Annotated in this window: 8 protein-coding genes; 6 read left to right on the forward strand and 2 right to left on the reverse strand. The window is 69.9% G+C overall.

The window, feature by feature from the left end:
* The 6 genes from ABZY44_RS36945 to ABZY44_RS36970 form a co-directional block, all read left to right on the forward strand.
* The coding region (locus ABZY44_RS36945) for an HAD-IA family hydrolase (RefSeq protein WP_356661818.1) at positions 1 to 459 on the forward strand (459 nt) is incomplete at its 5' end.
* 84 nt (positions 460 to 543) lie between these two features.
* Positions 544 to 1,752, forward strand: a complete 1,209-nt coding sequence (locus ABZY44_RS36950; protein WP_356661820.1) for a helix-turn-helix transcriptional regulator — start codon at positions 544 to 546, stop codon at positions 1,750 to 1,752.
* A 195-nt stretch (positions 1,753 to 1,947) separates the two neighbouring features.
* Positions 1,948 to 2,583 carry a recombinase family protein gene (locus ABZY44_RS36955; protein ID WP_356661822.1) on the forward strand — a complete coding sequence of 212 codons (636 nt, stop codon included), beginning with the start codon at positions 1,948 to 1,950 and terminating at the stop codon, positions 2,581 to 2,583.
* A gap of 5 nt (positions 2,584 to 2,588) precedes the next feature.
* Positions 2,589 to 2,831, forward strand: a complete 243-nt coding sequence (locus ABZY44_RS36960) for a hypothetical protein (RefSeq protein ID WP_356661824.1) — start codon at positions 2,589 to 2,591, stop codon at positions 2,829 to 2,831.
* A 542-nt stretch (positions 2,832 to 3,373) separates the two neighbouring features.
* Positions 3,374 to 4,516 (forward strand): methyltransferase domain-containing protein, encoded by a 1,143-nt coding sequence (locus tag ABZY44_RS36965; RefSeq protein ID WP_356661826.1) that lies wholly within the window; start codon positions 3,374 to 3,376, stop codon positions 4,514 to 4,516.
* Positions 4,517 to 4,525: 9 nt separating this feature from the next.
* On the forward strand, positions 4,526 to 4,789 hold the full coding sequence (locus ABZY44_RS36970) for a DUF6087 family protein (RefSeq protein WP_356661828.1): 264 nt from the start codon (positions 4,526 to 4,528) through the stop codon (positions 4,787 to 4,789).
* 1,460 nt (positions 4,790 to 6,249) lie between these two features.
* Here the strand turns inward: ABZY44_RS36970 and ABZY44_RS36975 are convergent.
* Entirely contained in the window at positions 6,250 to 6,648 is a 399-nt protein-coding gene (locus ABZY44_RS36975; RefSeq protein ID WP_356661830.1) for a hypothetical protein, read from the reverse strand.
* Positions 6,645 to 7,499 carry an IS5 family transposase gene (locus tag ABZY44_RS36980; protein WP_356661832.1) on the reverse strand — a complete coding sequence of 285 codons (855 nt, stop codon included), beginning with the start codon at positions 7,497 to 7,499 and terminating at the stop codon, positions 6,645 to 6,647. The genes ABZY44_RS36975 and ABZY44_RS36980 overlap by 4 nt, the downstream gene beginning before the upstream one ends.
* Positions 7,500 to 7,695 lie beyond the last annotated feature (196 nt).

Here is a 7,695-nt window from a genome sequence, read left to right on the forward strand (position 1 = left end):
GGGCAGGCCGAATGGAACACGGCCACCGCCGCCCTCCTTGGCGCGGGCGTGAACCCTGTGAACCTCATGGGCCGGGCCTGGACTGGGGTGCCGACCGCCCGCCGCATGGTCGCCCTCGCACAGGCCGCGAAGGCGGCCGGCGTGCGCCTGGCCCTGCTGTCCAACAGCTTCGGCATGGACCCGCACAACCCGTACACCCATGCAGGGGTCTGGGACCTGTTCGATGTGCAGGTCGTCTCCGAGGTGGTCGGCCTTGCCAAGCCTGATCCGGCGATCTACCACCTCACCCTTGACCGGCTTGGCCTGCGGGGCGAGGAGTGCGTGTTCGTGGACGATCACCCAGTGAACTTGCCCCCGGCCGCCGCCCTCGGCATCACAACCGTCCTCGCGACCGACGAGGCCGCAGCCGTCGCCGAGCTCGAAGCGATCCTGGGGGTGTCGGCCGTCTTGACGGCCTGACCTCGTCAACTTCCGGCCGGGCAAAGGCTGTCGCCGCACCGCCAGCGCCTGTACGGTCCGTGCCTGACCCATAACAGGAGGTGTATGCGCGTGCAGTGGTCGGAGTTCACCACCGCCGAGCGAATGAAGACGCTCCGCAGCGGCATGACCCAAGAGCAGTTAGCGGAAGCCGCCACTGTATCCGTCGGTGTCGTTCGGAAGCTGGAGCGAGGAGGGACGGCATCCCTGCCATCCCTCCTCGCTATTGCCGACGTCCTCGGCACCGACATCGCCGTCCTCCTCGGCCAGCAGGCCCCCCGCCGAGCCATGGACCGCGACGAACGCGCCGCCCTGCGCGCCGTCTCCGCCGCCGCCCACGATGCCGCCATAGGCATCCCCGCCGACACCACCCCTGGCACCGTGGATGAACTCCGGGCCATCGTCCGTCTCACCGACGCCGCCTACTGGTCCGGCCGCTACACCGACTTAGGCACCCTCCTCACCCGCCTCCTCCCGGAAGCCCGAGCCCGCTACGACCACGCCGACCACGAGGAGAAGACCGCCGCCGCCGGGGTTCTGATCGACACCTTCCAGACCGCAGGCATGATGGCGAACCTGCTGGGCTCCCGCGACCTCGCCTATGCCGCCCTCACCTACGGGCGGCAGCTCGCCGGGCAGGCCGGGGACGACCTCCGGGACGCGCACCTCGCCGCCACAACAGCGTGGGTCAACCTCCGCGACGGCCGTACCGCCCAAGGGTTCGCGCTCGCCGCCGCGCAAGCCGACCGCATCGAACCGAAGATGAGCGAGCACGACCCCGACAGGCTGTCCGTGTACGGGCAACTCGTCACGAACGCCGCCGTCGCCGCCTCCCGCGGCGGCGCCCCCGACGACACCGCCCGCGAATACCTGTCCCAAGCCCACGCCGTGGCGGCCCGTATTGGCGCCGAACACGCCCGCGGTGACCACGCACAGCCCTACGGCCCCATGTACGCCGCGACACAGGCCATGTCCATCGCAGTCGCGCTCGGCGACACCAGCGGCGCCCTGCGCATCATGGACACCGTCCGCCTGGACGCGAGCGTGCCCCTGGCAACCCGCGCCCGCTTCGGCCTCGACGTCGCCCTCACCCACCTCGAAGCCCGACATTGGGATCAGGCCGCTAACTCCCTCGAAGCCGTCTGCCGCCTGGCCCCCGGATGGGTCCGCCACCAGATGCTCCCCGGCGTCATCATCAGCCGCCTCGCCGGAGTCTCCGTCTCCCGCCTGCGTACCCTCTCCCACGCCGCCGGGGTTCCCCTTGGCCTCCACTGACCCGCCCCACCTCCTTGCTACGTCCCGTGGTAGCCGCACGGCCCTTAGCGGCCCGACTGCCACGTGGCATAGCAGCCCCCCGGCCCCCCCGACTGGCCACTGCCGCGGCCCGTAGCACCCACACTCGCCACGAACTCCCGTACCTGCCACGGCCCGTGCCTGGGAAGACGGCGCTGCCAGAGCCACGCTTGGGGCATGCCGAAGAACCCGCCCGGCGTCCTCGGACACGTCCCCGTCGCCGTCTACTCCTGCACCGACGACCCGCGCACCGTACGAGCCGCCGAGACCCGCGGCCGCCACTACGCCGACTCCCGCCACTGGCAGGTGGCCGGAGCCTGGTCCGACCTCGGCCCGGCCGTCCCGCTTGACACCCGGGCCGGATGGAAGGCCGTCACCGACGCCCTCGACGCGGGCAAAGTCCGCGGAATCGTCGTCGCCGACACCAGCCACATCGCCGCCGACCCGGCGCAGTTCGCCGCACTCGGCGTCCTGCTCCGCGAGCGCGGCGGATTCCTCGTGTACACCACCGTATCCCCTATGCGCCGAACCCCCCGGCCAGCACCAGCGGCGCCGCAACCTCGCCGAAGCCGCCGCCGGATGGTCATTCACCAGCGACACCACGGAGGCCGAGGCGTGATCGGGCCCCATTCTCAGACGACCACCCCGTACGGCACGCCAAGCCCCCACCTCCTGGAGCGCGCCGATGATGGCTACGCCCGGTTCCTCGACGGCCTCACCGACGAGGGCACCGGCCTCTGCCCCGCCTTCGACGGTGCCCAGCAGGCAAGCCGGCACCCGGGCGTTGACCAGGCGACTGCGGGGGCGAGGTGACCACCATGAGCCGCGCCCGCGCCCGCGTCCGGTCCCCGTACAAGGTGGGCGACACAGTCACCGGCACCACCTACGTTCGCGCGGAGGACCGGATTCGGGTGACGCCCGAACGCGTCAGCGGCATCGTCGTCCAAGTCGGCTCCGGATGGGATGGCGTGGACGCCGACGCTGCTTACCTGTGGCTGCGCCTGACTTGCGGCCGCGAGGCGCAGGTACTCATACGGGGCGCAGAGCGGGTGACTCCGTGAAACGGCGCAGACGCCCGCCTGCCGGGTGCAGGCCACGCAACGGCCGCCTGCACCCTCAGTGTCGTGGTCGCCGACGAAGCCGACGCCACCGCCGCCGCGCCCTGGCCGACCACTGCCCAACCCGGCCACGGCGCCGACACAAGCCATTCATTGTGGTGCCGGGACCGCAGCACCTTATAGCCCCCGGCCCCGCCGCGACCGAACCCCCGCGCGCACCGTGGCGGGGCCGAGCCCTTGAACTGCCCAGCGCCCGGCACGACTTCCCCGACCGCCCCCCTACGGCACCGGCCCCGGGCCGCGGGAACGCCACGACTTCCCGCCCGCGACCGCGGACCGGGACACTGCACCATCACCACGAAGGGAACCCCCGCCATGGCCAAGCACAGCCCGCCCCCGCCGAACCCCTCGCCGGGCCAGCCCGCGCCCCCGCCGCCGCCGCCGAACCCCGACACCAGCACGCCGCCCGGTGGAGGGTCGCACCGCAAGTGACCACCCACGCACCCCCGGAGCGCCCCAGCCGCACAGAGCTGGGGCGCTGCCTCATGTCCAGTGGTGCCCTGTCCTCAGATTGGGCGCCCGCGTTCGCGGCCGTCGACCGTGCCCTCTTCCTGCCCCGTCGGATGTGGCCGTTCCTCCCCGCCGAACATGCGCAACGACCCGACGGCGTGGCGGCCGCCCGCACTATCACCGTCGACCGCGGCAAGGACCCGGCGGCCTGGTACGGGTACGCCGACGCCGACCTGTCGATCGTCACGCAATGGGACGATGGCGATCACCAGGGTGAAGCACCCGGCCGGGTGCCGACCTCGTCGTCCTCCATGCCGACCGTGGTCTACAGCCTGCTCCGCGAGACAGCCGCCGAGCCGGGCATGATCGTCTTCGACGCAGGCACCGGCACAGGCGAGACCGCCGCGCTCCTGGCCCACCGGTGCGGGGCCGCCAACGTCGTCAGCATGGACGTGGACGGCGCCGTCACGGCAGCCGCCCGCACCGCCCTCGCCGCGGTCGGCGACGGCCCCCGCGTGGTCACCGGCGACGCCCTAGCCGGCCACCCCGACCGTGCCCCGCTCGACCGGGTACTGTGCACGTTCGGCGTCCGGGAGATCCCGGCCGCATGGATAACTCAAGTACGGCCCGGCGGCCGCATCACCGTCCCGTACGGCACCCACTACAGCAGCCGGGACGCCCTGCTCCGCCTCACCGTCCACGCCGACGGCACCGCGTCCGGCCCGTTCGTGACCGGGCTGGAGTTCATGAAGGCGCGGGCGCACCGGCTGACGTGGCCAGACCACGCCGACTACGTCACCACCTGGCCCGGCGCCACTGGCGCCATCGTCCAGCCCGACCAGCTTGCCGACACCGACGCCATGCATGCCCTGTCCCTGACCGTTCCCCACATCACGCACACCCTGTATGCCGAGGATGGGGGTACCCCGGTCGGGTGGTGGTACTCCCTCACGGACCGGTCGTGGGCGTCCGTGCGCTGGCCCGACCCTGAGGGACCGGGCATCGTCCACCAGCACGGGCCCCGCCGCCTGTGGGACACCATCGAGTCCGCCTACCAGTGGTGGGAGGATCAAGGGCGGCCTACCCTTTCGCGGTTCGGCCTCACACTCACCCGAGACGGTGCTGCACCATGGGTGGACGAACCCGGCAACATGGTGCCCAGGGCACGCTGGCGGTAAGGAGAGACCGTGGACAGCAGCGACACCCCCCAGCAGCCGCCCCGTCGCAACTCCCTTGAGGCATGGGCGGCCCGGCGGGAGCGACGCCGGGAGTCCGACCAGTGGATCACCGGCACCCGTCGCGTGGTCCCCCTCGCCGGCGGCGGCGGCGCCTCCCACCTACATCCAGATGCCCCGCGCCTGCTCCTCGAACGGCAGGGGGACACCGGCGGGTGGACGCCGGTCGGCGTCGCCGCGAACCACGCCGAAGCCGCTGCCTGGCTCAACGAATGACCCGGCCCGTACGGCCCGAGCGAGGCACCACCCCCGTCGCGCTGGGGGCGGGATCTCACCCAACCTGCTGATCAGGGGGAACAGTGAGCGCGGGACGGATGTCACGTACTCACATCGCGTGGCTACACCGCATGTCCTCGTGAGAGGAACGAGCGAGGTGTCCTCTCCGCTGTTCCGTCGGCCCCTGCCGGGAGGCGCTGAACGGTGCGGGCATTGGGGTTGACAGTCCAACGTTGTCCTGAGCCTCTGCCCGAGGTCCTTGAAAGGCGGGGCATTGGGGTGCCCGAAGTCAGACGGGCCCGCCGATGGCCCGGCGGCGGTGCGCCCAGTTTCTCGGGCGGATGTGATCGGTGGCGTGTGTAGACATGGGGGGAACCATGACGGGCTGTCAGGGGAGGGAATCATGGGGGGAAGTCAGAGGGGGGAACCATAGAGGGAAGCGGTCCGGACGGCAGGTCCGCATTTTGCCTGCTCAGGGCCCATTTTTCGGCCGGTGAGTGCGCAGACTTTCTTTTGTGTGGGGGAGGAGGGGGAAGGGATTGAGCGGGCATGGAGCCAGTGGCGCAGGGGGCCTTGGGCTGCGTAGATTCTGGGGCTGGGGTCCGGTTGCCGGCGGAGCCCTGGGTCTCGTGAAGGAGCTGGGGCTGGAGCATGAGGAGAGCGCTTAGGGAGCTGCGGGCTTTGCGTGTGGTTCCTTTCGCACGGTGTTGTCCTGCGGACAGCCCGCACCAATTCGGGAGGGCTCCAGCTGTGACCAGGACCGCTGGTTCCCGGCAGAAGCTGCAGACCTGGCGCCGGTTGGGCCGGCTCTTCCTGGCGCTGGGTGCTGTCTGTCTCGATCACGGTCGCGTGCGCCGCGTACTTGGTGCTGGCCCGGGCGACTCCCTTCAGAACAGACTTACCGCGGCCCGCTGGACTCCGTCCTGCAGCTGACCCACTTCGTGATCCGCGAGGGTGCCCTCCGGCCGGTGTCGGCCCCGTCTAGGCGCTGGCGCCGCCGGTTTCCGGCATCTGCCGCTCCAGCCGCGGGAGAGTCTTAGGCGTCCGTGCCCCGTCCGGGACGGGGGACAGGCGGGGTCCGGGCTCAGGGGCGTCGCCGCGCCCTCACCCGCACAGCTTGCGCCGCACCCGAAATGAATGTGGTGGGCGCCCACTTCCGCCTGAGGCGGGTGGTAAGGGCGCCGGCCGACCGAAGAACACATCGCGATGGTGGATCCCCCCGCTCTCTCTCCTGCCTAGTCCCGTCGCCCGCCGGGAGTTTGTTGCGATTCTGCTACCAAACCCCCGAATTTTAGGGGTTTCTGACGGACAGTTTGGTTGCGATTTTGCTACCAAAGGCAGGAGATCGGTCAGTGCCTACTGACACACCGTGCAGAGATATGTCAGTGCTGTACTGACGTATCTCCAAAGGCTCGTCCTCCTGACCAGCCGAAACATGTCCGCTTCCCTCTTAGTGGGCGTTAAGTCCGTTTCTGGTAGCGGCCTCGTCCGGGTTGGGTGAGGAAGCCTTGGCGGGTGAGTCGTCCGAGGCGGCTGCGGGTGATGTTGACGGATGCTTCGTCGGTGGGCATGTCGAGGAGTTCGTGCAGGTCGCGGGCCCGGAATGGCTGGTCGGGGTGCTGGTTGAAGGCGTCGAGGATGGCCTGGTAGGCGGTGCTCGACTCGGGCGGATCGGGTTCGGTGCCGGTAGGTGCGAGTTCGGTAATGACCTTGCGGGTGGTGGCGAGGTCCGCGAGGCGAGCTTCGGTCTCGGTGAGGGCGGCGGTGAAGTGTGCGATCTGATGGCGGAGTTCGTCTGCCCGGGCCGTGGCCTCGTTCTCCTGGAGGTGAAGGTCCACCAGGAGTTCGGTGATGTTCACGCGGCCAGCCCGATGGTGTCGCGCCAGGTCGGCGTGGGTGTGGTGAGGCGGCGGGCCATGTTGGCGGTGGAGGCCCAGTAGACGCGCGAGGCGGAGGTGTCGGGCCGGTGGTCGTACTCCCGGGTCAGACGCCGGTGGAGCATCAGCGTGCCGTTCGTCTGCTCGACCACCCACCGCTTGGGCTGCGGGACGAACCCTTTGCCCTGGTCAGCGGGGTTGCGGCGGACGACCTCGACGTCGATGTCCAGCAGCGCGCCGTGAACGATGACTTCGTCCTTGAAACCCTGATCCACCAGCACCTTCTCCAGGCGCATCCCGCACCGCTCGGCGGCCTGATCCAGCAGAGCGGTGCCGGCGGCGTTGTCGTGCGCGGAGGCGGCCAGGACAACGACGCCGATGATCAGCCCCAGCACGTCGACGGCAAGTCCCCGCTTGCGGCCCGAGACCTTCTTGTTCGCGTCCAGCCCCGTCGTGGTCCCGGGGACACCCGCCGCAGCGCGGACGGACTGGGTGTCGATGATCACGAGGGACGGGTCCTCTAATCGGCGGGCCTTCTCCCGCACCTGGCAGCGCAGGAGTTCCTGAATCCGCTGGTCAAGCCCGTCCTCACGCCACAGCCTGAAGTAGTAGAACACCGCCGACCAGGCTGGCAGGTCATGCGGCAGCATGCGCCACTGACAACCCGTCCGGTTCTGATAGAAGATCGCGTTCACGACCTCCCTCAGGTCACAGGACCCGGGATCCCCGGTCGCCGACCGCGCCACCCGCCCCTGCTTCCAGGCCGTGATCATCGGCTCGATCAACGCCCACTGCCCATCCGATAAGTCGCTGAGGTACGGCTCTCTCTTCACGGCCGCATCTCAACATGGACATGCCCACCAGGCAGCCCGGACAACGATCAGTACCACGATCGAGCGATCACGAACCAACGAAGATCGGACTTAACGCCCTCTTAGAGGGTGTTAAGAGATCCTCTGCGCCAGTACGTCGGTTTCGTGGCTGCCAGGTTTGGGGCGTTTACTCCCTTACCTGCCACCTCGCGCTCAT

It is taken from the genome of Streptomyces sp. NPDC006544, from assembly GCF_040611715.1.
Lineage (GTDB): Bacteria > Actinomycetota > Actinomycetes > Streptomycetales > Streptomycetaceae > Streptomyces.